The following is a 23,277-nucleotide window of genomic DNA, read 5'->3' as shown; positions in this document are numbered from 1 at the left end:
GACAATCGCCTCTGTTAGAATCCGCCCCATTCCCTGCCAGAGGTTGCCCCATGAGCGAACCCATCCGTCTGACCCAATACAGCCACGGTGCCGGTTGCGGCTGCAAGATTTCGCCGCAGGTGCTGGAAGTGATCCTTGCCGGCAGCGGCGCACAGAACCTCGACCCGAAACTGTGGGTCGGCAACGCCTCGCGCGATGACGCGGCGGTGTATGAAATCGATGCCGAGCGCGGTGTGGTGTCGACCACCGATTTTTTCATGCCGATTGTCGACGACCCGTTCGACTTCGGCCGAATCGCCGCGACTAACGCGATCAGTGATATCTACGCCATGGGCGGTGACCCGTTGATGGCCATTGCCATTCTTGGCTGGCCGGTGAACGTGCTGGCGCCGGAAGTGGCGCGGGAAGTGATTCGAGGTGGTCGCGCGGTGTGCGACGCGGCGGGTATTCCATTGGCCGGTGGCCATTCGATCGATGCGCCGGAGCCGATTTTCGGCCTCGCCGTCACCGGCCTGGTCGAAAAGCGCTTCATGAAGCGCAACGACACCGCCACCGCCGGTTGCCTGCTGTACCTGACCAAACCGCTGGGCATCGGCATCCTCACCACCGCAGAAAAGAAGGGCAAGTTGCGTAACGCCGACATCGGCGTGGCCCGGGACTGGATGTGCACGCTGAACAAACCCGGCAGCCGCTTCGGCAAACTGGCCGGCGTCACTGCGATGACCGACGTCACCGGTTTCGGCCTGCTCGGGCATCTGGTGGAAATGGCCGACGGCAGCCACCTCACCGCGCGTATCGCCTATGACCGCGTGCCGCGCCTGGCCAGTGTCGAGTATTACCTCGAACAAGGCTGCGTACCCGGCGGCACCTTGCGCAATTTCGACAGTTATTCAAGCAAGCTCGGACGCGTGCAGGAACTGCACAAGCGCGTGCTGTGCGATCCGCAGACCAGCGGCGGCCTGCTGTTGGCCGTAACCCCGGACGGCAACGCCGAATTCCTCGCCGTGGCCGCAGAGCTGGGCCTGAATCTGGCGCCGATCGGTGAACTGGTCGAGCGACAGACCCACGCAGTCGAGGTGATTTGATGCTCCGCGACTGCAACGATTACCGCGACATTTTCCTCAACGACCGGCCGCTGATGGATGCCCGCGCGCCGGTGGAGTTTCACAAGGGGGCGTTCCCCGGGGCGGTCAATCTGCCGCTGATGAATGACCTGGAGCGGCAAAAGGTCGGCACCTGCTACAAACAGCATGGTCAGCAGGCGGCCATCGAACTGGGCCACCGTCTGGTGTCCGGCGCGGTGAAGGCCGAACGCATCGAGGCCTGGGCCGAATTCGCCCGGGCCCATCCCGACGGCTATCTCTATTGCTTTCGTGGTGGCCTGCGCTCGCAGATCACCCAGCAGTGGCTCAAGAGCGAGGCCGGGATCGACTATCCGCGAGTCGGCGGCGGCTACAAGGCACTGCGCAACTTCCTGATCGACACCCTCGAACAAGCGGTGACCCAATGTGATTTTGTGCTGCTGGGCGGCATGACCGGCACCGGCAAGACCGAACTGCTGGTACAGCTGGATAATGGTCTGGATCTTGAGGGGCACGCCAATCATCGCGGTTCCAGTTTCGGCAAGCGCGCCACCGGGCAACCGTCGAACATCGATTTCGAGAACCGACTGGCCATCGACATCCTCAAGAAGCGTGACGCCGGTATCGGCCAGTTTGTGCTCGAAGACGAGAGCCGGGTGGTGGGCAGTTGCGCGTTGCCGCTGCCGTTGTATCAGGGCATGCAGCATTACCCGATGGTCTGGCTGGAGGACCGCTTCGAGGACCGTGTGCAGCGCATCCTGCGTGATTACGTGGTGGACCTGTCGGCCGAGTTTTCGACGGTGCATGGCGAGCAGGGTTTTGCGCTGTTCTCTGAACGCTTGCTCGAAAGCCTGAACAATGTGCAGAAACGCTTGGGCGGTGAACGCCATCGACGGATGCTGCTGTTGATGGAGGACGCACTGGCCGAGCAGGGGCGCAGCGGCTCGGTGGATTTGCACCGGGGCTGGATCGAAGGGTTGCTGCGCGAGTATTACGACCCGATGTATGTGTTTCAGCGCGAGAAGAAGGGGGCGCGAATCGAGTTTGCGGGGGAGCAGAAAGCAGTCATTGAATATCTGCACGATCGCGTGAATCAGAAGGCTTGATGCGCTATTCAGCGGCCTCTTCGCGGGCAAGCCCCCGCTCCCACACTGGAAATCCGCTGAACCCGTCATTTGAGTTCGGCGCAAGCTTGAATGTGGGAGCGGGCTTGCTCGCGAAAAGGTTAAGGCTGGCAGCGCAAAACTCAGGTCGGGCAAGTGACCTTGCCGTTATCCAGCCCCTGCTTGTAGCTGTGGCTCTGCAGGCTGGCCTTGCCGTTGTGCCAGGTGAGGGTCAGCACATACAGCGAGTCATAGTCACCGGATGCCCAGTCTTCGGTGATGGTCTGTTTCTCGCCCACGGCCTTGCCCGCGACCTTGTTGATCAGCTCCGGCAGATAGCCGTGGGACCACGCGGTGTAGATGATCGAGTTGTGGTACTTGTCGGCGATCAGTTCCCGGGCCAGGTCGTTGGTGTCGTTGGCCGAAAACTCGATGTTCACCGGCAGGCCGAGTTTGATGGCGGCGGGGCTGATGGTCATCAGGGGGCGGATGTAGCTGTAGGAATTGTCCAGCTCGCCTTCCTCGACATTGCGCGTGGGGTTGGCGGCGAATACGTAGTCGGCCTTGCCGAATTTTTCCGGTAGCAGGGTCGACAGCTCGATGGCCCGGTTCAGGCCCTGGCAGTTGAGCTGGCCGAGGCCGCCGTCGGGCTTTTCACCGTGGCGCAGGAAGATCAGGGTCTGGGTGCCATCCACCGGTTGCGCGCGGCTTTCGCTGGACTCAAGGGACAGGAACAGTGCGCTCATCGCCAGCAGCGAGGGCAGGGCCACATAGGCGCGATGTTTGAAGCGTTTGGCGACTTTCATCAAGTTCGTCATGAGATCCGGATTCTTCAGCTGTTCGGTTAAGGCTGACAAACCTCTACACCGCGGGCTGCCGGGGCCGGGTGTTTTTCCCTGTCTTGATTGGCTTTCTTGGAGCCCCCGCAGGCCCTTTGGTTCGATCCGCTTGCCGGGGCGCACTCTAATGGCATCGCCCAAAGGCTTGAGGGAAGGTTAGCGACAGGATGTTGCGGAATTAAGTAAGCGTGGCGTTCACGGCAAAAAAGAACCCGAGCCAGAGCCGAAAACGTGGATTATGCTCGGGGCTTTCATTTTTTGACTGGATGCTACCCATGACCGATCTGTCCGCGTTCCCGATCACCCAGAAGTGGCCGGCGCAGTACCCCGACTGGATTCAGCTCTATTCCCTGCCGACCCCCAACGGCGTCAAGGTCTCGATCATGCTCGAAGAGATCGGTCTGCCCTACGAGCCGCACCGCGTGGGCTTCGACACCAACGACCAGTTGTCCCCGGAATTTCTGTCGCTGAACCCGAACAACAAGATTCCGGCGATTCTCGACCCCCATGGCCCCGAGGACAAACCGCTGCCCTTGTTCGAGTCCGGCGCGATCCTGATTTACCTCGCTGACAAAAGCGGTCAGTTGCTGGCCCAGGAAGGCGCACTGCGCTACGAAACCATTCAGTGGCTGATGTTCCAGATGGGCGGCATCGGCCCGATGTTCGGCCAGCTCGGTTTCTTCAACAAATTCGCCGGCAAGGATTACGAAGACAAACGTCCCCGTGACCGTTACGTCGACGAAAGCAAACGCCTGCTCAAAGTCCTCGACGGCCGCCTCGAGGGACGCGACTGGATCATGGGCGAGCGCTACACCATCGCCGACATCGCTACCTTCCCGTGGGTGCGCAACCTGATCGGTTTCTATGAGGCGGGCGATCTGGTGGGCATCAAGGACTTCCCGAACGTTACCCGGGTGCTGGAGCGTTTTCTGGCGCGGCCGGCGGTGGTGCGTGGTCTGACCATTCCTTCCTGACCCTGTGTCTGCCGGGTGCGCAGATTGTTGCGTCCCCGGTAATGCACTCTTGATTGATCCAGGTTTGTACCTCATCCCCCGCAAGGCATAAGCTTCGCCCCCTACGACTTTCGTCTCATCTGCCCGTTTTTCAGGAAAGGCCCCATGTCCAGTCAGTTCCCCGAAGCACGTCCACGCCGTCTGCGTCGCAATGCGAGCCTGCGCAGCCTGTTCCAGGAAACCGAGTTTTCCCTCAACGATCTGGTGCTGCCGATTTTCGTCGAGGAAGAAATCGATGACTTCGTGCCGATCAAGAGCATGCCCGGCGTGATGCGTATTCCGGAGCGCAAACTGGCCAGCGAGATCGAGCGTTACGCCCGTGCCGGGATCAAGTCGGTGATGACCTTCGGCGTGTCCCATCACCTGGACGCCAACGGCAGCGACACCTGGCGCGAAAACGGGCTGGTGTCGCGCATGTCGCGGATCGCCAAGGACGCGGTGCCGGACATGATCGTAATGTCCGATACTTGCTTCTGCGAATACACCGATCACGGCCATTGCGGTGTGATGCACAATCATGAAGTCGACAACGACCAGACCCTGATCAATCTCGGCAAACAAGCCGTGGCGGCGGCCCGTGCCGGCGCCGATGTGATTGCGCCGTCGGCGGCAATGGACGGCCAGGTGCGGGCAATTCGCCGGGCGCTGGACGACGCCGGGTTCACGCAAATCCCGATCATGGCCTACTCGACCAAATTCGCCTCGGCACTCTACGGCCCGTTCCGCGAGGCCGGCGGCAGCGCGCTGAAAGGCGATCGCAAAAGCTATCAGATGAACCCGATGAACCGCCGCGAAGCCCTGCGCGAATCGTTGCTCGACGAGCAGGAAGGTGCCGATGCGCTGATGGTCAAACCGGCCGGCGCCTACCTGGACATCATCCGCGACATCCGCGAAGCCTCGAACCTGCCGCTGGCGGCGTATCAGGTCAGCGGCGAGTACGCGATGATCAAGTTCGGCGCCCAGGCTGGAGCCATCGACGAGGATCGCGTGGTGCGCGAAAGCCTTGGCGCGATCAAACGCGCCGGTGCGGATCTGATCTTCACCTACTTTGCGATGGACCTGGCACTGGCCGGGATCTGATCCGTCAGGGGCAATTGAAAAACGGCCGGATCCCGTGATCACGAAAGTACCGTTCGATCACCTTCGGATCCGCGCTGTTGTTGGCAATCGCCACGTAGGTATCCGGGCGCAGCAGGTAAAAGCCGTTGCGCCCCAGGCCCGCCGTTTCAAACGCCGGGCGCCAGTCGAACACGTGCAGCGGCAAGTGGTGTTCATTGCACCAGGCGATCATCTCGTCGCTGGTGTCGCCGTACACATGCACCTGCCAACACGGGTTGCGCAACGGTTCGTAATTGTCTCCCTCGCCATCATGGGCCCACGGCAAGCGGTCGCCGCCGTGGACGTGCCCGGCCACTCCCTCGCTCAACGCCATGCCCCGATAATTGACGGTGATTTGCGAGACGGTGCGAAACAGGAATTCGCGACTGGTTTCGAATGACGCCATTTTCGGGATCAGGAACGGCGCCAGCCGTGTGCGCAACAGATCGGCCATGCGGCCTTCGGCGGTGACGAAGCTGAAGACCTTGTCGGTGGTCGACACCAGTCGCCGGGCGAAGGCGATGCGTTCGGTTTCGTAGCTGTCGAGCAGCTTCGCCGTGGCGCCGCCGCTGAGCACTGCCGCCAGTTTCCACGCCAGATTGATCGCATCGCCGATGCCGGTGTTCATGCCCTGACCGCCGGCCGGGCTGTGTACGTGCGCCGCATCGCCGAGCAGAAACGCCCGGCCCTGGCGAAAGTGGTCTGCCACTCGATGATGCACACGGTAGGTGGAGAACCAGTTGACGTCCTCGATGTGCACGTTCAGATGTTCGATGGCGCGGCTGCTGACATCGGAAAATTCCAGGGTTTCGGCGCGATCCGCACGTTCGTCGCGCACGGTGCCGATCAGCCGTGCGCGACCTTCGCCGGCCAGCGGGAACACCGCGAGAAAGTCCGCCTCATCCAGATCCAGATGCAACTCGCCGTTGAGCGCCGGGCCGCTGGCCTGCACGTCGGCGACATAGAAAATCTGCTGATAGGTGCCACCGGGGAAGCCGGTGTCGAGGGTCTTGCGCACCACCGAACGGGCGCCGTCACATCCAGCCAGGTAACAGGCCTGGCAGATCTCCTGTTCGCCATCCGGCAGACGCAAATGGGCGGTGAGACCGTCGCCGTTTTCCGTGAAGCTTTCGAGGGTGGTATTGCGCTCGACGAACACGTCGTAGTCTTCGAGGCGGTCGATCAGCAGTCGCTCGTGTTCGTCCTGCGGATAGATTTTCAGAAAGGCATAGGGCGTCAGGCCTTCGCCGATCCGGTTGAGCGGCAACTGTGCCACGGGTTTGCCCTTGACCCAGAAATTCGCCGCTGCCACCCGATGCCCGTTGCGCACCACCGCTTCGGCGAGATCCAGTTGCCGGTACAACTCCAGCGTGCGCGCCTGCACCGCCAGCGCACGCGAGGTGGTGCCCGGCGCCGAGGTCTTGTCGATGATGCGCACGCGCACGCCCAGTTTGCTCAGCCACAGGGCCAGTACCAGTCCGGTGGGACCCGCGCCGATGATCAGAACGTCACTGCGGTTCATGGTCTGTCCTCCTCGCGTGCCCTTTGCCACTGAGTGTGCAGCACCAAGTATGGATCAGCGGGCGGGCACGGCCAGTTCGCCTGCCAAACGGGGGGAGGGAACAGTGTCGCCGGCCCGCAGTCCTATCCTGCACCCTGCGATAGAGCGTAGGGTTAACCCGGCTCAACGGACTGGATGAAGCGTTATGCACACCCCTCGATTATTCGTCAGCCTCGCCGCGCTGCTGATACTGGCCGGTTGCGCCGGGCAGCGCAGCCAGGAACCGGCGCCGCGCGCACCGGCCGAGGTCAAGGCGCAGATCGTGCGCCTGCTGCCGGCGAAAACCGCCGACCGCCAGGGCTGGGCCACGGACATCTACACCGCGTTCGCCGCCCAGGGCATCAGCCCGACCACGCAAAACCTGTGTTCGGTGCTGGCCGTCGCCGAGCAGGAATCCACTTTCCAGGTCGATCCGCCGGTGCCCGGACTGGGCAAGATCGCCCGTGACGAAATCGACCGCCGCGCCGCCAAGGTGCATATCCCGAGCCTGTTGGTCAGCGGTGCCTTGCAGGTGCGCTCGCCGAACGGCAAGACCTACAGCGATCGCCTGAGCGCCGCCCGCAGCGAAAAGGAATTGAGCGCGATCTTCGACGACTTCATCGGCTCGGTGCCGATGGGCCGCACGCTGTTCAGCGGTTTCAACCCGGTGCACACCGGCGGGCCGATGCAGGTCAGCATCGAATTCGCCGAACAGCATGCCAAAGACTATCCGTACCCGGTGGACGGGACGATTCGTCGCGAGGTGTTCAGTCGTCGGGGCGGCATGTACTTCGGCATCGCCCATCTGCTGGGTTATCCGGTGAGTTATCGCGAGCCGCTGTACCGTTTTGCGGACTTCAATGCCGGGTGGTACGCCAGTCGCAACGCAGCGTTTCAGAATGCAGTCAGTCGGGCCTCGGGCGTTCCGCTGGCGCTGGATGGCGACCTGATTCGCTATGACTCGATCATGCCGGGCACCACCGAGCTGGCGGTACGCAGACTTGGCAAATCACTGGGCATGCGTAATCCACAGATCCGCGATCAACTGGAGAAGGGCAATACGCTGGGGTTCGAGGAGACCAGGCTCTATCAGCGGGTCTTCGAACTGGCGGATAAGGCAGAAGGCAAATCATTGCCCCGGGCGGTGCTGCCGGGGATTGTCCTGCAAAGCCCGAAGATCACTCGCAAACTGACCACTGCGTGGTTCGCCAAACGGGTCGATGAGCGCTATCGGCGCTGCATGGCCAGGGACTGACGTTAAAAAACCCGGCTGACGGGAGCCGGGTTTTTTCCGGGTTGCTGCGATGAAGCCCTTCATTCAGGCAACGCGGCGTTCGATCAGACGATCCGAACCGCCTTCGGCCACACGACGTTCCAGCAGACGATCGGAGCCACCTTCGGCCACACGACGTTCCAGCAGACGATCGGAGCCACCTTCGGCCACACGACGTTCCAGCAGACGATCGGAGCCACCTTCGGCCACACGACGTTCCAGCAGACGATCAGAGCCACCTTCGGCCACACGGCGTTCTTGCAGGCGATCGGAGCCGCCTTCGGCAACACGGCGTTCTTGCAGGCGATCCGAGCCGCCTTCGGCGACGCGCTGTTCGATCAACCGATCCGAACCGCCTTCAGCGATCATGGTGTGGGCCGGTTTGGCGGCAAATGCGTTGAAGGCCAGAACCGAAAGGGCAATGCTGAGGATGACTTGGCGTTTCATGATTTTGTGCTCCGGGGGTTTTGTTTGTTGGGTATGGAGCCGATGTTACGCCCGGGATTTTTTAAGAGAACTTCATTGACGTGATGGTGAACATCGACGTCGATGATGGTTTGTCACAGCACCTTCACCGCGCGGCCAATCGCCTGGATCGGCCCGGTGGGTTTGCCGATCGGCGAGCCGTTGGCGCCTTCCAGCGTCAGCTCGAACAACTGGTTCGGTTGCAGCGGCGGCAGCTTGTCCAGCGGGATCGACAGCGCCTGGCCCGGTTTGACCAGCCCCAGCGACACCGGACCCTGCCAGCCGTCGGCCTTGGTCCAGAATTCCAGCGCCTTATCCGTCGGCACCTCGACCACGCCCAGCGGAATCAACTGAATCTCCCGTGGACTGCTGGCCTGGATCACCCAGCCCGGCGCCTTGTCCTGCGGGGCGACCAGCACCACCAGAAAGCTTGGTTTCGGCGTGGTCTGGGTCAACAGGATCGAGCCCAATAACAAGGTTGCAGCCAGTCCGGCAGCGCTCAAGCCGCGCCACAGCGACAGGCGGTTCCACCATGAAATCTCTGGCGCCCTCTTATGGGTAAGTTGCCCGACACTGCGTTCGATGCGTTGCCACAGCTGCGACGAGGGTTGATGCGCCGGGGCGAGGTCGGTCAGCTCCAGCAGACGTCGCTCCCAGGCGTCCACGGCCGCTTGCAGCTCGGGATCGTTGGGCAAGCGCCGTTGCAGTTCGGCGCGCGCTTCGGCCGAAAGAGTGCCGAGCACGTATTCGCTGGCCAGTTCATCGCGTTCCTGCGCCGATTCGGTGGTCATCCCATGCACTCCCGCAACGCATTGAGGCTGCGTTTGATCCAGGCTTTGACGGTGCCCAGCGGCGTGTCGAGGCGCTGGGCGATCTGCGCGTGGCTGTAACCGTCGACGTAGGCGTGAAGGATGCAGCGGCGGCGTTGCGGTTCCAGTTGATGCAGGCAGCGGTGGATGCGGGTCGATTGCGCCAGTGCGTCGAAACCGTCATCACTCGCCGGAAATTCGTTGCTGTCGTTGAGCGGCGTTTCCCGGTCGTGGTTGCGCAACACATTCAGCGCCAGATGACGGGTCACGCTGAACATCCAGCCCCGGGCCGAACCGCGCGCCGGATCGAAACCCGCCGCGCCGGCCCAGATCTTGATGAATGCGTCGTGAACGATGTCTTCGGCCAGCGCCGTGTCGCGCACCAGACGTCGGGCCACACCGAGCAGCCGCGGACTTTCCTGCACATACAATTCGCGCAGGGCCCCGCGCTCGCCGCGGGCACAGGCGGCGAGGCGGGCTTCGTAATCGAACGCGGTTTCGGGCAAGGGCATGTCCTGCAATCTAGCAAGCATCGGCCAAACGTCCAGCCGAGTTCAGTTCGCGGCCCAGAAAATGTAGTCGGCCTGGTACTTCACCACTTCCTGTTTGCCCTTGTTCGCCGCCGTGCATTCGCTGCCCGGCGCCACGCCGCCCTTGAGCGCGACGCGCTGGATGTAGCTCACGCCGCTCATCGCGCCTTTGCCCTCGGCGGGGTTGGCCTTGACCAGCTGATAGGGCAGGTTGCCCGGACTCGATGGCGCTACGGCCAGTTGCGTGCCGGTGACTTTCGAACCGTCCTGAGCCTGCCAGGTGGCGGGCGGGCCGAAGTAGGTGCCGACCTGTTTGCCGCTGCGATCGTTGAGCACTGCTTTCGGGCCGACGAACACCCACTCGGTCTGGCCGGCGACATTGGCCTTGTCACGGCATTCGTAGGTGATCTCGCCGATCCCGGTGGTTTCCATCGCGATCTTGTGGCCGTCCGGCACCTTGATCGCGTCGGGATAACTGCTTTGGGCAAAGCTTGTCGAGGCGACGGCGAGCAAACCGGTGAAGCCGATCAGTTGGGTGATGTTCATCAGTGTTTCTCCGAAAAAGGGTAAACCGCTGACAGCCGAAAGAGGGCTGTTACAGGGACTACCCGTGACGGAGGCGTTTGGATGCAGTGGCCGGAAAATAAATCTGAAAGCACTGAAGGTCAGATTGCTGTAACCCGCTCACCCCCGGTTTTTGCCAATGCCAGGCCGGAGGCTTTCAGGAGTTCCTGGGTATAGGCATGCTGCGGCGCCGCAAAAATCTGGCGCGACGATCCCTGTTCCACCACCTTGCCGTCCTTGATCACCATCAAATCGTGCGCCAGCGCATGCACCACCGCCAAGTCATGGCTGATGAACAGGTACGTCAGCCCGTGGCGGATCTGCAACTGCCGCAGCAATTCCACTATCTGTTTCTGCACCGTGCGGTCCAGCGCCGAGGTCGGTTCGTCGAGCAGAATCAGCGCCGGTTCCAGCACCAGCGCCCGGGCGATGGAAATGCGCTGGCGCTGGCCGCCAGAGAACTCGTGGGGATAGCGATGGCGGCTCTGCGGGTCGAGGCCGACTTCCTCCAGCACGCGGATCACCGCCGCCTCGCGTTCTTCGGGCGTGCCGATGCCGTGGGTCAGCAGGCCTTCGGCGATGATCTGTTGCACCGACATCCGTGGGCTGAGACTGCCGAACGGGTCCTGGAACACCACCTGAATCTGCCGGCGCAACGGGCGCATCAAACGCTGATTGAGCAGGCTCAACTGCTTGTTGCCAAAACGAATATCGCCCTCGGATTCCACCAGCCGCAGAATCGCCTGGCCCAGCGTCGATTTGCCCGAGCCGGACTCGCCGACAATCCCCAGAGTCTTGCCCCGCTGCAGACGGAAACTCACGCCGTCCACGGCCTTGATGTATTCCTGAGTGCGGCTGAACAACGCCTTGGGCAGCGGGAACCAGACTTTCAGGTCATCCACCTCCAGCAAGTTGTGATCGTAGCGACTCGGCACCGGCGCGCCCGACGGTTCGGCCTCGATCAGCAGGCGGCTGTAAGGATGCTGCGGGGTGCGGAACAGCGTTGCGCAATCGGCCTGTTCGACGATTTCCCCGTGGCGCATCACGCACACCCGTTGGGCGATGCGCCGCACCAGGTTGAGGTCATGGCTGATCAGCAGCAGCGACATGCCGAGGCGTTGCTGCAACTCGATCAACAGCTCGAGAATCTTCTGTTGCACGGTCACGTCCAGCGCCGTGGTCGGTTCGTCGGCGATCAGCAATTCCGGTTCGTTGGCCAGCGCCATGGCGATCATCACTCGCTGTCGCTGGCCGCCGGAGAGCTGGTGCGGATAGGCCTTCAAACGCTGCAACGGTTGGCGAATGCCCACCAGTTCCAGCAACTCCAGCGTGCGCTGGCGCGCGGCGCGTCCCTTGAGCCCCTTGTGGATCTCCAGCACTTCGCTGATCTGTTTTTCCACCGTGTGCAGCGGGTTCAGCGAGGTCATCGGCTCCTGGAAAATCATCGCGATGCGGTTGCCGCGCAAGCCGCGCAGCTGCTGTTCGCTGGCGTGCAGCAAGTCCACGCCGTTGTAGCAGATGCTGCCCGTGCTGCTGACGGTTTTGCCCGGCAGCAAACGCAGGATCGAGTGCGCCGTCACCGACTTGCCCGAGCCGGATTCGCCGACCAGTGCCAGGCACTCGCCACGGCGGATGTCGAGGTTCACGCCGTGCACCACTTCGTGCCCGGCGAAGGCGACGCGCAGGTCGCGGATTTCAATCAGGTTGTCGGTCATTTCAGCTCCGGGGATCAGGATCGCGGATCGAACGCGTCACGGCAGGCTTCGCCGATGAACACCAGCAAGGACAGAATCAGCGCCAGGGCAAAAAACGCCGTCAGCCCCAGCCACGGCGCTTGCAGATTGCGCTTGGCCTGGCCGATCAGTTCGCCCAGCGACGCGGTGCCGGCGGGCATGCCGAAGCCGAGAAAATCCAGCGCGGTGAGGGTGGCGATGGCGCCGGTCAGGATGAACGGCAGGTAGGTGAGGGTGGAGGTCATGGCGTTGGGCAGAATGTGCCGGCGCATCAGCTCGCTGTCCGTCAGGCCCAGGGCCCGCGCGGCCTTGACGTACTCCAGGCTGCGCCCGCGCAGGAACTCGGCGCGCACCACGTCCACCAGTGCCAGCCAGGAAAACAGCGCCATGATCCCCAGCAGCCACCAGAAACTCGGCGAGACGAACCCGGACAAAATAATCAGCAGGTACAGCACCGGCAGTCCCGACCAGATCTCCAGCACCCGCTGCCCGAGCAAGTCGACCCAGCCGCCGTAATAGCCCTGCAACGCCCCGGCGACGATACCGACCAACGCACTGACGGCGGTGAGGATCAGCGCAAACAGGATCGAAACCCGGGTGCCGAAAATCACCCGCGCCAATACGTCCCGCGCCTGATCGTCGGTGCCCAGCCAGTTGCTGGAGGACGGCGGGCTCGGCGCCGGCTCCGTGAGCTCGTAATTGACCGTGTCGTAGCTGAACGGGATCGGCGGGAACAGCATCCAGCCGCCCTGATCCTCAATCAGTTTGTGTACGTAACTGCTGGCGTAATCCGGCTGGAACGGCAGTTCGCCGCCGAAATCGGTTTCCAGGTAGTCGCTGAGGATCGGGAAGTAGAAGGCGTTGTGGTAGCGAATCACCAGCGGCTTGTCGTTGGCGATCAGTTCGCCGCCGAGGCAGATCAGGCACAGCCCGATGAACAGCCACAGCGACCAGCGCCCGCGACGGTTGGCCTTGAATTGCGCGATGCGCCGCCGGCCCAGAGGGGAGAGTGTGAACATCAGGCAGTCCTCGCCGAGAAGTCGATGCGCGGGTCGAGCAGGGTGTAGCAGAGGTCGCCGATCAGCTTGATCAACAGGCCGAACAGGGTGAACAGGAACAACGTGCCGAACACCACCGGGTAGTCCCGCGACACCGCCGCTTCGTAGCTCATGCGCCCGAGGCCGTCGAGGTTGAAGAGGGTTTCGATCAGCAGCGAGCCGGCGAAAAACACCTCGATCAACGCCGACGGCACACCGGCCACCACCAGCAGCATCGCGTTGCGAAACACATGGCCGTAGAGCACGCGTCTTTCGGTCAGGCCCTTGGCGCGTGCGGTGATCACGTACTGACGGCTGATCTCGTTGAGGAAGCTGTTTTTGGTCAGGATCGTCAGCGTCGCAAAACCGCCGATCACCAACGCCGTCACTGGCAGCACCAGGTGCCAGAGGTAGTCGCCGGCCTTGCCCCACAGGCTCAGGCTGTCGAAGTTGTCCGAGACCAGCCCCTGTACCGGAAACCAGTTGACGTAGCTGCCCCCGGCGAACACCACGATCAACAGGATCGCGAACAGAAACGCTGGCATCGCGTAGCCGACGATGATTGCCGTGCTGCTCCAGACATCGAATGCGCTGCCGTTGCGGATTGCCTTGCGAATGCCCAGCGGGATCGAAATCAGGTAGGTGATCAAGGTCGCCCACAGGCCGAGGGACAGCGACACCGGCAGCTTCTGCACGATCAGGTCCGTCACCTTCGCACCGCGAAAGAAGCTGCTGCCCAGGTCCAGTTGCGCGTAGTTCTTGAGCATCAGCCACAGGCGTTCATGCATCGGTTTGTCGAAGCCGTAGTGATGCTTGATCTCCTCGATCAGCGCCGGATCCAGACCACGGCTGCTGCGCCCGGCACCGCCGATCGCGGTCACCTCGCTGGCGCCGCCCATGCTGTGCCCGCCGAAGCCTTGCAGGCGGGCGATGGCCTGTTCCACCGGGCCGCCGGGCGCGGCCTGCACGATGACGAAGTTGACCACCAGAATGCACAGCAGCGTCGGAATGATCAGCAACAGACGTCGACTCAGATAACGCCACATGTCACTGGCCCCCCGCGAGCTGGCGCAAGGCGCTCATCTGCTGATTGGTCAGCGGCTTGGCCGAGACCTCCCACCAGGTATCGAGGCCTTCGCTGTAAATCGGCTGCACCGCAGGCCTGCCGAAGCGGTTCTGAAACACCGTCGGCGTGCCTTTGGAGTAGTAGTTGGGAATCATGTAGTCACCCCATTGCAGCACCCGGTCGAGGGCGCGGGCGTAACGCACCATGGCGTCGCGGGTATTGGCCTGCACCAGGCCGTCGATCAGCCGGTCCACCGCCGGGTCCGCCAGCACCATCGAATTGGAGCTGCCGACCTGGGTCGCGCTCTGCGAGGCATACAGGCTGTACAACTCGCGGCCCGGCGAGACGATCGGATCGCCGCTGCGGGGGAAACTGGTAACGATCATGTCGTAGTCCCGGGCGTTGAGCCGGTTGATGTATTGCGCCGAATCGATGCGCCGCAGATTCAGGGTGATGCCGATCTGCGCCAGGGTGCGTTTGTACGGCAGCAACATGCGGTCGAAACCGCCCTGGCCGTCGAGGAAGGTGAATTCGAGTGGCTCGCCGGCAGCGTTCACCAGCCGATTGTTTTTCGGCGTCCACCCGGCCTCGGCCAACAGCTTCAGGGCCTGCAACTGCTTGTCGCGGATGTAGCCGCTACCATCGGTTTTCGGCGCCTGATAGACCTGGGTGAACACCTCGTCCGGAATCTGTCCGCGCAGCGGTTCGAGGATCGCCAGCTCCCTGGCGTCGGGCAGGGCGGTGGCGGCCATTTCACTCTTCGGCCAGTAGCTGTTCTGGCGCACGTAGAAGCCGCGCATCATCTGCTTGTTGGTCCACTCGAAATCCCACAGCAGGCTCAGTGCCTGCCGCACGCGGCGATCCTTGAACAGCGGGTTCTGCAGGTTGAACACAAACCCCTGGGCGCTGGTCGGTTTGTCCGGGGCGAGAATCGCCTGTTGCAGGCGTCCGTCGCGCAGTGCCGGGCTGTCGTAGCCGACCACGTAGCCGGATGAGGAAAACTCGCGGTTGTAGTCGAACGCCCCGGCCTGCAGCAGCTGCCGGGCGACGTCGGTGTCGCCGTAGAAATTCACGGTCAGGCTGTCAAAGTTGTACATCCCGCGACTGACCGGCAGGTCCTTGCCCCACCAATTCGGATCGCGCTGGAAACCGATGCTGCGCCCCGCATCGACCTTGCTCACCCGGTACGGGCCGCTGCCCAACGGGGGTTCGAAGCCGCCGCCGTTGGCAAAGTCGCGGGTCTTCCACCAGTGCTCGGGCACCGGTCGCAGCGACGCCAGATCCAGCGCGAGGGTGCGGTTGAGGTTGTTCTTGAAGGTGAAGCGAATCTGCCGCGGGCCTTCGATCAGCACATCCTGCACGTCGGCGTACTGCTGGCGATAACTCAGGCTGCCCTTGGTCATCAACAGCTCGAAGGTGTAGCGCACGTCCTCGGCGGTGATCGGCGTGCCGTCGGCGAAACGCGCCTCGGGATTCAGGTTGAAACGCACCCACAGACCGCCTGGGTCACGCTCCATGGATTGCGCCACCAGACCGTAGACGGTGTAGGGCTCGTCCAGCGAGCGGAACGCCAGCGGCGAATACACCCAGTCGTTGACCTGGACCACGGAAATGCCCTGATCGGCATACGGGGTGATGTAGTTGTACTGACCGATCTCCATCGATGCGCGGCTGAGCGAGCCGCCCTTGGGGGCGTCGGGATTGACGAAATCGAAGTGCTGGAAACCGGCGGGGTATTTCGGCGCCTCGCCGTACACCGTCATTGCGTAGCTGCCGCCGGCCAGCGCAGATGCCGCGTTGCACAGCAGCGCGCTGCCGAGCAGCAGGCCGGCCATGTTGCGCATGAATGTCATGAAGTCGTTCCTCTGAGCCGGAAAAACCCGAAGCGGCGGTTGGCCGCTGCGGGATGCGAATTCGCAAGGGGAAGGGGCCGGCCGGAGTCTTGCGCGGCCCCGACCGGTACTCAGAAGTGGTACGTCATGCGCGCAAACAGCGTGCGGCCCAGCGGGTCGGTGTAACGTGGGTCATAGCCGCTCTGGAAGTTGTAGGCCTGGTTGGAGAACGGCGGATCGCGGTCGAACAGGTTCTTCACCCCGGCGTCCACGTCCAGCACCTTGTCGAAGGTGTAGCCGGCCGACAGGTCCCACACCGAATACGACGCGACCCGTGCGTTGGTTTCGCGGTCGTAGTCGTTGTAGCCGGTGGTAAAGCGGTTGGTCAGCGCTGCACGGGCGGCGCCGAAGGTCCAGGAACCGGTCAGGTTGTGTTTCCAGCGGGCAATCACCCCGTCGCCCTTGAAGTCGCCGACCTTGTCGGTGAACGGGCCCTTGATGGTGCTCTGGAAGTCGTACTCGTCGACATAGGTGCCTTGCAGGCCCAGGCCGAACTGGCCGTAAGGCGTGTTCGGGAAGCGATAGTCCAGCGACACATCGACGCCGTTGGTTTCGACGATGCCGAGGTTGGCGTTGCCGGTGACGATGTAATTGAGCGTACCGTCGGCGTTGCGCACGAAGCGGTCAGGGTAGCTGCCGGCCTGATCGAACACGGTGGATTCCGGGAACGGCTGGATCTGGTTGGAGATGTGAATCCACCAGAAATCCAGGCCCACGGACAGGTTGCTGACCGGCTGATAAACGAAGCCCAGCGTCACGTTGCGCGCTTTCTCCGGGGCCAGGTCTTCGTTGCCGCCGATCTGGTTGAGGAACTGCTGACCGCAATCGCGTCCGCCGTTGCCGCCCGGTTGCACCACGCCGCCGGTACACAGCACCGGGTCGTTGTAGTAGCCCTGGGTGTAGGTGATGCTGCGCGGCGAATACAGCTCATACAGCGACGGCGCGCGGAAACCTTCGCTGTAGGCGCCGCGCACCACCAGCTCCTTGAGTGGCTGATAACGGAACGAATATTTCGGGTTGGTGGTGCTGCCGAAGTCGCTGTATTTGTCGTGACGCACGGCGGCCGACAATTCCAGGCTGTCGAGCACCGGCACGTTGATTTCCGCGTAGGCGGCTTTCACGCTGCGGTCGCCCTCGACGCTGCCGGCGGGGTCGATGCCCAGGCTCTGAATGTCACCGGCAAAGGCTTCGAAGTCCTGGTGGAATTTCTCTTTGCGGTACTCGCCGCCCAGGGCCAGGCCGGATGGACCGGCACCGAACCAGTCACCGATCTCGCGGCTGATCCGCCCGTCGAAACCGGCGACCCGACCGACCGCCGTGGAATAGGCGCCGTGGTACATGGCCTGATCGATGTACTGCTGACCGGCGCTGGTCTGCGGACCGAACGGGTTGAGCAGGCCGCTGGCCAGACCGTTGATCATTGCCTGATCGCTGACATAGCCGCTGGTGACGCTGGAGACAATCTTGTTCTGGTTGTACGAGGCGCCGACGTTGTAGTCCCAGCCGCCGACCAGACCGTCGAAACTCAGCAAAAAGCGCTGGCTGGTGTTCTGGTCTTTCGATTCACGCGGGCCGGCGGCGGTTTCGCGCCAGTTCACGTCCACCGGTTGCGTCGGGTCGAGGGCGAAGCCGGTGGGTGCCGGGGTGATGCCGTTGCCGGGGTAGTAGGGCGAGGACGAATCCAGGCTCAGGCCGGTCAATGGCGCCGGGCCGACGGCGGTGGCGTTGTTGTTGCGTGACCAGAAATATTCGAGGTTGATGTTGTGGTCGTCGGCCAGTTTGCCGGTGGTCTTGCCGAAGAACGAAGTCTTCTCGGTCTGTGGCACCAGGTCGATGAATTCCCGGGTACTGAAGCGGCAGAGGCCGTCGCGGGCCACCAGGTTGGGACCGTTGCAATTGCTGTTGGCCAGCGGGTTGGTGGCGTTGCCGTTCTGGCTGTAGTTGCCGGGGAACGCGGTGCCGGAGGTCTGGTCCAGGCCACGGCCGGGCACGTAGTCGCGGGCGAAGGAGCGGTCGTTGGCGTCGAGGTTCTGCTGCTTGTTGTAGTTGAACACGCCAAGCACGTTGAAGCGGTCCTGTTCCAGGTCGCCGTAGCCCCAGCTGGCGCTCATGTCCTTGGTCGCACCGCCGCCGCTGTGGGTCGGGGTTTCGCCACCAAGGGTGAGCTGGCCGTCGGTCATGGATTTTTTGGTGATGAAGTTGATCACGCCACCGATGGCGTCGGTGCCGTAGAGGGCCGAGGCGCCGTCGCGCAGCACTTCCACGCGCTCGATCGCGGCAAACGGGATCATGTTCAGATCCACCGCGCCGCCGGCCGAGTTGGTGCCCGACAGGGCGTTGTTGGCCAGCCGGCGACCGTTGAGCAGCACCAGCGTCTTGTTCGCGCCGATGCCGCGCATGTCGGCAAACGATGCGCCGCCGGTGGCCGCGCCGACCGAGCCTGCGCTGTTGTTGATCGACTGGCTGCCGGTGATGCGCTGCACCAGTTCGGCGGTGGTGGTCACGCCCTGTTTGCGCAGTTCATCGGCCTTGAGCACGGTAATCGGCACCGCCGTTTCCGCATCGACCCGGCGAATCGCCGAACCGGTCACTTCGACCCGTTGCAGTTGCGTGGTCGGCGCAACCACCGCAGCGGCGGCCGGGACGCCGTTGTCGTCCTCGGCGGCCTGAACCCCGGCGCCCATCCCCATGGCCACCAGGTACAACGGAACGAAACGGTGGCGGGAAATCGTTGCCACCAAGGGTTTGAGCGTGAAGCGTGGAGTGTTCATCAGCATGGTTGTTTCCGACTTTGTTAGACGTTTATCGAAATGGCCTTGTGAGCCCTCTTTGCACGGAGCACGGTGGTGCCGCGCCGCGAAAACCACTTTCTTCAAGCAAGCCGATCCCCTCCGAAGACGCGCTGCGTTTTTCGGTCGGCCGATTGCGACGGGATTCAACGAACGGTGCCGGGCGCGTCCCTCACTGCGCGCCCGGCACCGCCGTCAGCGGGTGGTCATCACCGATATCTTGGTGATGCCCGAGCGCTCGATGGACGCCATGGCTTTGGCCACCTGGCCGTAATTCACGGCGGAGTCGGCCTGCAGCTGCACGCGGACGTCGGCATCTTTGGCCTTGACCTCCTTGAGGCTGGCCTCCAGTGATTCCGGTGCCAGCTCGGTCTTGGCCAGGAAGAACTTGCCGTCCTGATCGACGCTGACCACCACCGGATCCTTCTTTTCGGCGGGGGCGACGGCGTCGGTTTTTGGCAGGTTGACCTTGATCGCGTTGGTCATCAGCGGCGCGGTGACGATGAACACCACCAGCAGCACGAGCATCACGTCCACCAGCGGCGTGACGTTCATTTCGCTGAGCACTTCATCGCTGTCTTGAGTGGAAAAGGACATCAGCTGGCCTCCCGCACGGCGGCCGTGGATTTGGCGATGGCCTGGCGGCTGATGGAAAACGCGCTGCGCGAGGCGAGGGCGTCGAAGTCGTGGGCGAAGTCATCCATGTCGGCGGAGGCCAGTTTCAGGCGTCGCAGGAAGAAGTTGTAAATCAGCACCGCCGGTACCGCGACGGCAATCCCCACACCGGTGGCGATCAGCGCGTGGCCGATGGGCCCGGCCACGGTTTCCAGGCTGGCCGAACCGCTGGCGCCGATGCTTTGCAGGGCTTCCATGATTCCCCACACGGTGCCGAACAGGCCAATGAACGGCGCGGTGCTGCCGATACTGGCGAGGATCGCCTGGCCGTTTTCCAGCGAGCGACGTTCCTTCTGGATCTGCTGGCGCAGGTTGCGTTCCAGTCGGTCGGAACGGTTGATGGTGTGCGCCAGTTGCTGGGTGGTGCGCGGGGACTCTTCCACCAGCAAGGCTTCGAAACCGCTGCTGGCGATCCGCGCCAGCGAGCCTGGATATTGACTGGCGTGTTCGGCGGCGGTCAGCAGATCCGGCGCGCCCCAGAAGGCTTTGCTGAACTGCTTGTTCTGGGTTTTCTGGCGCAGGTATTGCGCCGACTTGACCAGCAGGATCGCCCAGCTGACCACGGAAAACAGCACCAGCCCCCAGAGCACGCCGGGGACAATCATCGAAGACAGAGAATCGTTCATGGCTACACCTCGCTTGCGTTAATCGGTTGTGAGTTCGGTTGTCGCGCCGTCATTGCGGCAATTTGAAATCGATGGTCTGGGTGGCGAAGCCGTCGATCGGTGTGTCGCCGCGCTTGGCCGGAATGAACTTCCAGGCCTTCACCGCCGCGACCGCCGCGTCATCCAGTTGCGGCTTGCCGCTGGACTTGGTCACGGTCACCGAGCCGGCGCGACCGTTGGCCAGCACCTGAATCCGCAGCACCACGCTGCCTTCCCAGTTGCGCCGCAGGGCCAGCGACGGGTATTCCGGCGGCGGGTTGCCGAGGCTGGCGAGGCCGGAAATCGCCGCCGACTCTTTCACCGGGCCCGGTGCCGCCGCAGGTGCCGGCGGCGCGCTCGGGGTGGCCGGAGCGGCAGGCGCTGCCGGTTGCGCAGGGGCGGGCGGCGCTTTCGGCGGCTCGGCCTTTTTCACCGGTTTGGGTTTCTCGACCGGTTTCGGTTTTTCGATCGGCTTGGGTTTCTCCACCGGTTTGGGCGGCGGCTTGACCGCGTCCTCGTCTTCCACCGGTTGTTCCGGTTCGGGAGGGGGCGGCGGTGGGGGCGGCGGCTCCGGTGTCGGCGGTGCCGGAGGTGTCGGGCTGGTCAGCTCGACGGTCATTTCCGGGATTTCCGGTGGCGTGGGCAGCGGTTCGGCCCGCGCCTGCTGGAAAAACCACCAGGCGCCGCCGTGTATCAGCGCCGACACTGCCACCAGCAACAGCATCTGCTGTTTGTTCAGGCCGCCGGGCTGAGAAGTGTTGGCCTTGTAGACGGGCCGACCCGCTCCCGACGCAAGCGCTGCGTTCGGTACTGGCCCCGGCGGCGTTCTGTGCTTTACCGCATCGTTCATTAAAGCTCCCTCGGGTGGATGAAGGGCAATAAGGTGCCGTTCGAACAACAAGGCGTTGTTCGAGTGAGTGGTCGCAACTTTCATACAGGTGTGCAGAAGCCGATAGTTGAACTATCTATTGAACAGGGCTTGTGCAGCTTGTTGCTTCAGTAATGCCGACTTCGATGGTTCATTGATCCGGTCCGTGGCTGTTCTTTTATAAGTGGGTGTGCAATTGAGTGGCTAACATCATTCTTGCCCTCATGGTTGATGCAATAGCAACCGCTGTGCCAAAGAGTGAACAATTGTGTAGCGGTTATTTCACGGATGATACGTATGTCGCATTTATATAAGTTTCATCAAGCATGCCGGTTTTCATGGGCGCACAACCTCCCGAAGGCCCTCTTTGCAGGACTTTTTTCAGGGCGAGACAGGCCGGGCGCGGTATCGCGCTGTTCAGCGAGATAGAGCGGCTGTTCTCGTGTCGGCCAGGACGCGTGATGGTGCGTGGCGGACTGAATTGGTGCGGGTCAGTGTTTTAGCGGGTCACAGGCGATGTTCCTTGTTCTTGTTTAAGTAAAGTCGGTCGCTCCACAGGAACGGTGTATCGGCTGCAAGTGCAGTTTTGGTGCGCTTCGGACATTAACTTCGAACGGCGAAAGTTGTAGCGGTGTGCTGTCTGGAAGTTATTGTCGAACAATGTTTTCCTGCATTCATTAAAGCAGTGCGCACGCAATGACTTCTTGCGTGCTATTTAAAAAATAAATAGTGCAGACGTTCAGGTAATAAAAGGCATGCACGCACTGTTCGCAGGACGAACACGGCGCAGGTACAGGGGCACGGAGAGAAGAGTGTGGCGCAGCAGATGAAGATTCACGCGGTGAACTCCTTGTTGCCAGCTCGGATACGCGAACTTTTGGTTCGGTATCGCACCTTACAAGAACGCGGATAGCGTTCGCTGATTGCTCTTGGTGCGGGATGGGCACCGCCAGCGCTGTTTTGCGAGATCAGGGATTCGCAAGCTGCCGATGAATGCGCAATCCGTGCCAAATTCGATACAAGAGCTATAAATAGGGCCAGGGCAGGATGCCTTTCGCAGTGGAGGAGGGGATATGTATCAGCTCTACGGACATCGCAATTCAGGGGCGGCGGCCATCGAGGCAGCACTCGAACTGTGCCAGGTGGCTTACCGCTTCATCGATATCGAGGCCGGTGCGGAAGCGGCGCAGGAGCTGGCGCGGCTCAATCCGCTCAAACAGATCCCGACCCTGCAACTGCCGGACGGCAGTGCAATCACCGAAAGTGCGGCGATCCTGATTCATCTGGGGCTGAGTTTTCCGCAATCCGGCCTGTTGCCCGCCGCGGGCGCTGACCGTGACCAAGCGATTCGCGGCCTGGTGTACATCGTCAGCAATTGCTATGCGGCCATCGGCATCATTGATTACCCCGAGCGCTGGCTGGTGATGCCGGACGAGGCCTCGCGGCAGAATCTGATGACGGGTGCGCGGGAACGATTGCACTGGACCTGGGAGGTGTTTGCCGACCAGTTCTCCGCCGAGCTGTACCTGGACGATGAAACACCGGGGGCGCTGGATGTATTGGCAGCGGTGGTCACGCGCTGGGCCGGTGCCCGCGAACACCTGCGTCAGGCACGGCCCGGTTTCCATGCGTGGCTGCAACGCATTGACCGACACCCGGTGCTGGCACCGGTCTTTGCGCGGCATTGGCCCGGCTGATCACTCCCCGCGAATGTACTGCTCCAGCTGTTTGATCAGCTCGGCCTGTTCGGCAATCGCTTCCTTGACCAGGTCGCCGATCGACAGCAGGCCCAGCAGTTTGCCGTTTTCCACCACCGGCAAGTGGCGCAGACGCTTGTCGGACATGATGCTCAGGCAGGTATCGACGGTCTGATGGGTATCCACCGTGATCACGTTCGCCACCATGATGTCGCGTACCGGCGTGCCTACCGAGGAGCGCCCGTGTAGCACCAGCTTGCGTGCGTAATCGCGCTCGCTGATGATGCCCACCACTTTTTCGTCCTCGACCACGAGCAAGGCGCCGACGTTTTTCTCGGCCATCTTCATCAGCGCTTCGAGCACCATGTGATCGGGCTTGATCTGATGCACTTCCTGATTTTTCTGATCTTTGAGCTTGAGCAGCTGGGCGACGGTTTTCATGGCGGTTACTCAGGTGTTGTCGTTGTTCTCCAAGCATCGTAGACCGTGGCGCGCAGAGCAAGGCCGCAAAACGGCAGATAACACGCAAAAAACGTCATTTGACGGGTTTTTTCATTGCC

Annotated in this window: 21 protein-coding genes; 6 read left to right on the top strand and 15 right to left on the bottom strand. The window is 62.4% G+C overall.

Going from position 1 to position 23,277, the window contains the following annotated elements:
* Positions 1–50 precede the first annotated feature (50 nt).
* Together selD and mnmH are read left to right on the top strand one after the other, a co-directional pair.
* Positions 51–1,085: a selenide, water dikinase SelD gene (gene selD / locus J5M72_RS03555; protein WP_207864040.1), complete on the top strand. Its 1,035-nt coding sequence runs from the start codon at positions 51–53 to the stop codon at positions 1,083–1,085.
* A complete protein-coding gene (mnmH, locus tag J5M72_RS03550; protein ID WP_207864039.1) occupies positions 1,085–2,188 on the top strand; it encodes a tRNA 2-selenouridine(34) synthase MnmH in 1,104 nt (367 codons plus the stop codon). Before selD ends, mnmH begins: the two co-directional genes overlap by 1 nt.
* Positions 2,189–2,328: 140 nt before the next feature.
* Here the strand turns inward: mnmH and J5M72_RS03545 are convergent, their stop codons facing one another.
* Positions 2,329–3,003, bottom strand: coding sequence for a histidine phosphatase family protein (locus J5M72_RS03545; RefSeq protein WP_207864038.1), 675 nt, complete (start codon positions 3,001–3,003; stop codon positions 2,329–2,331).
* Positions 3,004–3,299: 296 nt separating this feature from the next.
* Here J5M72_RS03545 and J5M72_RS03540 point away from each other — a divergent pair, with 296 nt between their 5' ends.
* Positions 3,300–3,998 (top strand): glutathione binding-like protein, encoded by a 699-nt coding sequence (locus tag J5M72_RS03540; protein WP_207864037.1) that lies wholly within the window; start codon positions 3,300–3,302, stop codon positions 3,996–3,998.
* Between the two features lie 144 nt (positions 3,999–4,142).
* On the top strand, positions 4,143–5,117 hold the full coding sequence (gene hemB, locus J5M72_RS03535) for a porphobilinogen synthase (protein ID WP_207864036.1): 975 nt from the start codon (positions 4,143–4,145) through the stop codon (positions 5,115–5,117).
* A 4-nt stretch (positions 5,118–5,121) separates the two neighbouring features.
* On the opposite strand, the gene J5M72_RS03530 is transcribed toward hemB, so the two are convergent.
* Positions 5,122–6,657: an FAD-dependent oxidoreductase gene (locus tag J5M72_RS03530; RefSeq protein ID WP_207864035.1), complete on the bottom strand. Its 1,536-nt coding sequence runs from the start codon at positions 6,655–6,657 to the stop codon at positions 5,122–5,124.
* A 184-nt stretch (positions 6,658–6,841) separates the two neighbouring features.
* On the opposite strand from J5M72_RS03530, the gene J5M72_RS03525 reads away from it, so the two are divergent.
* Positions 6,842–7,930 carry a DUF1615 domain-containing protein gene (locus J5M72_RS03525; RefSeq protein ID WP_207864034.1) on the top strand — a complete coding sequence of 363 codons (1,089 nt, stop codon included), beginning with the start codon at positions 6,842–6,844 and terminating at the stop codon, positions 7,928–7,930.
* 63 nt (positions 7,931–7,993) lie between these two features.
* Here J5M72_RS03525 and J5M72_RS03520 read toward each other — a convergent pair whose 3' ends face one another.
* The 12 genes from J5M72_RS03520 to J5M72_RS03465 form a co-directional block, all read right to left on the bottom strand.
* Positions 7,994–8,395 (bottom strand): hypothetical protein, encoded by a 402-nt coding sequence (locus tag J5M72_RS03520; protein ID WP_207864033.1) that lies wholly within the window; start codon positions 8,393–8,395, stop codon positions 7,994–7,996.
* Positions 8,396–8,508: 113 nt separating this feature from the next.
* Positions 8,509–9,204, bottom strand: coding sequence for an anti-sigma factor (locus tag J5M72_RS03515; protein ID WP_207864032.1), 696 nt, complete (start codon positions 9,202–9,204; stop codon positions 8,509–8,511).
* Positions 9,201–9,734, bottom strand: coding sequence for a sigma-70 family RNA polymerase sigma factor (locus J5M72_RS03510; protein ID WP_169431062.1), 534 nt, complete (start codon positions 9,732–9,734; stop codon positions 9,201–9,203). The genes J5M72_RS03515 and J5M72_RS03510 overlap by 4 nt, the downstream gene beginning before the upstream one ends.
* A 42-nt stretch (positions 9,735–9,776) precedes the next feature.
* Positions 9,777–10,298: a DUF3455 domain-containing protein gene (locus J5M72_RS03505; protein ID WP_207864031.1), complete on the bottom strand. Its 522-nt coding sequence runs from the start codon at positions 10,296–10,298 to the stop codon at positions 9,777–9,779.
* A gap of 119 nt (positions 10,299–10,417) precedes the next feature.
* Complete coding sequence (locus J5M72_RS03500; RefSeq protein WP_207864030.1) at positions 10,418–12,031, bottom strand: ABC transporter ATP-binding protein; 1,614 nt, start codon at positions 12,029–12,031, stop codon at positions 10,418–10,420.
* Positions 12,032–12,045: 14 nt separating this feature from the next.
* Entirely contained in the window at positions 12,046–13,068 is a 1,023-nt protein-coding gene (locus tag J5M72_RS03495) for an ABC transporter permease (protein ID WP_207864029.1), read from the bottom strand.
* Positions 13,068–14,132 (bottom strand): microcin C ABC transporter permease YejB, encoded by a 1,065-nt coding sequence (gene yejB, locus J5M72_RS03490; protein WP_207864028.1) that lies wholly within the window; start codon positions 14,130–14,132, stop codon positions 13,068–13,070. Before yejB ends, J5M72_RS03495 begins: the two co-directional genes overlap by 1 nt.
* A gap of 1 nt (position 14,133) precedes the next feature.
* On the bottom strand, positions 14,134–16,005 hold the full coding sequence (locus J5M72_RS03485) for an extracellular solute-binding protein (protein WP_207864027.1): 1,872 nt from the start codon (positions 16,003–16,005) through the stop codon (positions 14,134–14,136).
* Positions 16,006–16,115: 110 nt separating this feature from the next.
* On the bottom strand, positions 16,116–18,821 hold the full coding sequence (locus J5M72_RS03480; RefSeq protein WP_169431056.1) for a TonB-dependent receptor: 2,706 nt from the start codon (positions 18,819–18,821) through the stop codon (positions 16,116–16,118).
* Positions 18,822–19,028: 207 nt separating this feature from the next.
* A complete protein-coding gene (locus J5M72_RS03475; protein ID WP_011335072.1) occupies positions 19,029–19,430 on the bottom strand; it encodes a biopolymer transporter ExbD in 402 nt (133 codons plus the stop codon).
* The gene (locus J5M72_RS03470) at positions 19,430–20,134 is read right to left on the bottom strand and encodes a MotA/TolQ/ExbB proton channel family protein (protein WP_085608298.1); all 705 of its coding nucleotides are present in this window, start codon (positions 20,132–20,134) and stop codon (positions 19,430–19,432) included. The genes J5M72_RS03475 and J5M72_RS03470 overlap by 1 nt, the downstream gene beginning before the upstream one ends.
* 49 nt (positions 20,135–20,183) lie before the next feature.
* Entirely contained in the window at positions 20,184–21,002 is an 819-nt protein-coding gene (locus J5M72_RS03465; RefSeq protein WP_207864026.1) for a TonB family protein, read from the bottom strand.
* Positions 21,003–22,093: 1,091 nt separating this feature from the next.
* Between J5M72_RS03465 and J5M72_RS03460 the strand changes: the two genes are divergently transcribed.
* Complete coding sequence (locus J5M72_RS03460; RefSeq protein WP_207864025.1) at positions 22,094–22,717, top strand: glutathione S-transferase N-terminal domain-containing protein; 624 nt, start codon at positions 22,094–22,096, stop codon at positions 22,715–22,717.
* Here J5M72_RS03460 and J5M72_RS03455 read toward each other — a convergent pair whose 3' ends face one another.
* Entirely contained in the window at positions 22,718–23,158 is a 441-nt protein-coding gene (locus tag J5M72_RS03455; protein WP_085712511.1) for a CBS domain-containing protein, read from the bottom strand.
* Positions 23,159–23,277: the final 119 nt, after the last annotated feature.

Source organism: Pseudomonas sp. 58(2021) (genome assembly GCF_017491585.1).
GTDB classification, from domain to species: domain Bacteria; phylum Pseudomonadota; class Gammaproteobacteria; order Pseudomonadales; family Pseudomonadaceae; genus Aquipseudomonas; species Aquipseudomonas fluorescens_BT.
The sequence above is the reverse complement of the archived record's forward strand: the minus strand, read 5'-3'. Positions and strand labels throughout refer to the sequence as shown.

Coding starts and splice junctions, on each gene's coding strand:
- yejB (WP_207864028.1), bottom strand. CDS start 14,132: ATGTGGCGTTATCTGAGTCGACGTCTGTTGCTGATCATTCCGACGCTG.
- J5M72_RS03455 (WP_085712511.1), bottom strand. CDS start 23,158: ATGAAAACCGTCGCCCAGCTGCTCAAGCTCAAAGATCAGAAAAATCAG.
- J5M72_RS03485 (WP_207864027.1), bottom strand. CDS start 16,005: ATGACATTCATGCGCAACATGGCCGGCCTGCTGCTCGGCAGCGCGCTG.
- J5M72_RS03480 (WP_169431056.1), bottom strand. CDS start 18,821: ATGCTGATGAACACTCCACGCTTCACGCTCAAACCCTTGGTGGCAACG.
- mnmH (WP_207864039.1), top strand. CDS start 1,085: ATGCTCCGCGACTGCAACGATTACCGCGACATTTTCCTCAACGACCGG.
- hemB (WP_207864036.1), top strand. CDS start 4,143: ATGTCCAGTCAGTTCCCCGAAGCACGTCCACGCCGTCTGCGTCGCAAT.
- J5M72_RS03460 (WP_207864025.1), top strand. CDS start 22,094: ATGTATCAGCTCTACGGACATCGCAATTCAGGGGCGGCGGCCATCGAG.
- J5M72_RS03470 (WP_085608298.1), bottom strand. CDS start 20,134: ATGAACGATTCTCTGTCTTCGATGATTGTCCCCGGCGTGCTCTGGGGG.
- J5M72_RS03525 (WP_207864034.1), top strand. CDS start 6,842: ATGCACACCCCTCGATTATTCGTCAGCCTCGCCGCGCTGCTGATACTG.
- J5M72_RS03500 (WP_207864030.1), bottom strand. CDS start 12,031: ATGACCGACAACCTGATTGAAATCCGCGACCTGCGCGTCGCCTTCGCC.
- J5M72_RS03475 (WP_011335072.1), bottom strand. CDS start 19,430: ATGTCCTTTTCCACTCAAGACAGCGATGAAGTGCTCAGCGAAATGAAC.
- J5M72_RS03545 (WP_207864038.1), bottom strand. CDS start 3,003: ATGACGAACTTGATGAAAGTCGCCAAACGCTTCAAACATCGCGCCTAT.
- J5M72_RS03505 (WP_207864031.1), bottom strand. CDS start 10,298: ATGAACATCACCCAACTGATCGGCTTCACCGGTTTGCTCGCCGTCGCC.
- selD (WP_207864040.1), top strand. CDS start 51: ATGAGCGAACCCATCCGTCTGACCCAATACAGCCACGGTGCCGGTTGC.
- J5M72_RS03530 (WP_207864035.1), bottom strand. CDS start 6,657: ATGAACCGCAGTGACGTTCTGATCATCGGCGCGGGTCCCACCGGACTG.
- J5M72_RS03515 (WP_207864032.1), bottom strand. CDS start 9,204: ATGACCACCGAATCGGCGCAGGAACGCGATGAACTGGCCAGCGAATAC.
- J5M72_RS03540 (WP_207864037.1), top strand. CDS start 3,300: ATGACCGATCTGTCCGCGTTCCCGATCACCCAGAAGTGGCCGGCGCAG.
- J5M72_RS03495 (WP_207864029.1), bottom strand. CDS start 13,068: ATGTTCACACTCTCCCCTCTGGGCCGGCGGCGCATCGCGCAATTCAAG.
- J5M72_RS03520 (WP_207864033.1), bottom strand. CDS start 8,395: ATGAAACGCCAAGTCATCCTCAGCATTGCCCTTTCGGTTCTGGCCTTC.
- J5M72_RS03465 (WP_207864026.1), bottom strand. CDS start 21,002: ATGAACGATGCGGTAAAGCACAGAACGCCGCCGGGGCCAGTACCGAAC.
- J5M72_RS03510 (WP_169431062.1), bottom strand. CDS start 9,734: ATGCCCTTGCCCGAAACCGCGTTCGATTACGAAGCCCGCCTCGCCGCC.